The 1,331-nt window shown below is 67.6% G+C and carries 1 protein-coding gene; it reads right to left on the bottom strand.

The genetic code is table 11. From position 1 onward, the window contains the following. On the bottom strand, nt 1-1,169 hold a 1,169-nt coding region (locus ABFX51_RS39520; RefSeq protein ID WP_346057046.1), incomplete at its 3' end, for an IS110 family RNA-guided transposase. Nucleotides 1,170-1,331 lie beyond the last annotated feature (162 nt).

Here is a 1,331-nt window from a genome sequence, read left to right as displayed (position 1 = left end):
TAAGGCTGGCGGGTGCGCAGGAGCGCGTAGAGGACGTTGATGCGTCGTCGGGCCAGCGCGATCAGTGCCTGGTGATGGCGCTTCCCTTCGGCGCGTTTGCGCTGGTAGAAAGCTTTGCTGAGTGGGTCGGTGCGGATCGCGCAGAACGCGGACTGGTAGAAGATGAACTTCAGGTGTTTGCTGCCGGCGGTGGCTCGCCGCAGGTAGTTCATCTTCCCGGACTGCTGCAGGACCGGCGCGAGGCCGGCGGCCGAAGCGAGCTGATCGGCGCTGGTGAAGCGGTCCAGGTTTCCTGCCTCCGCGAGGAATTCCGCGGTCAGGGTGGCCCCCATCCCCGGCAGGCTTCGGACGAGGGCCGCGTCAGGGTGGCGGTCGAGCCCGTCGGCGATCTGGTTCTCCAGTTCGCCGATGCGGTGCCGGGCCGCGATCGCGTCGGTGGCGAACTCGCGGGCGAACTCGGCCATGCGCTTCTGCCCGGGAACGATCACATGCTGGGCCTGAGCGGCCGCAATCGCCTTGCCTGCCAAGGGTTCGGCATAGCTGCGGCGGACGCCCGCGGCCAGCATGTGATCGATCAGGCCGTCGCGTCCGGCTTCGCGGACCTCTTCCGGTGTGACGAAGCGGACCAGAAGCCGCAGGTCGCTGAGGTTGGTCACGTCCACGACGCGTTCCAGGCCGGGGAAGAACCCGGCCAGGGTTTCGCGCAGCCGGTTGAGGCGGCGGGTCTGATCGATGACGAGTTCACGGCGTCGGGAGACCAGCATCCGCAGGTCGAGGGTGATGTCGTCCTCGGCGGTGACGATGCGCCAGTCGTCGCGCAGGCGCAGCTGGTCGGCGATGGTGGCCGCGTCGCGGGGATCGGATTTGGCTTCGCCGCCCTTGCTGGCGCGGCGGGCTCGGTTGACCACCAGGCCCGGGACGTGGACCAGGCGGACACCTGCCTCCAGCAGCATGGCGGTCAGCAAGCTGGCCACTCCGCCCATCAGGTCGATCGCGGCGGTGAGCTCGCCGTGCTCGGCTTCGGCCTGGCGCAGCTGGGCGATCAGGGCGTCGATGCTGTCCGGGTCGTTGTCGACGCGCCGGGAGAGCAGGACTTTCCCGGTCTCGGCGGCGACGATCGCGACCCAGTGGAACTCCTTGGCGACATCGATGCCTGCTTTTACTGCCATCGAACCTCCGGTCGATCACACGGTGTGGTGCGTCCCGATTCCGCCGTCAACGCCCTACATAGCGATGGTTCGCAGTGCCTAATCAGCGGTCAGAACCAGGTGGTGGAGCGGGCGGCACAGCACTCTGAACCATCACCGGCAGCAGGCATGAAAGCCATACCC

This window comes from Amycolatopsis dongchuanensis, from assembly GCF_039542405.1.
Lineage (GTDB): Bacteria > Actinomycetota > Actinomycetes > Mycobacteriales > Pseudonocardiaceae > Amycolatopsis_E > Amycolatopsis_E sacchari.
The sequence above is the reverse complement of the archived record's forward strand: the minus strand, read 5'-3'. Positions and strand labels throughout refer to the sequence as shown.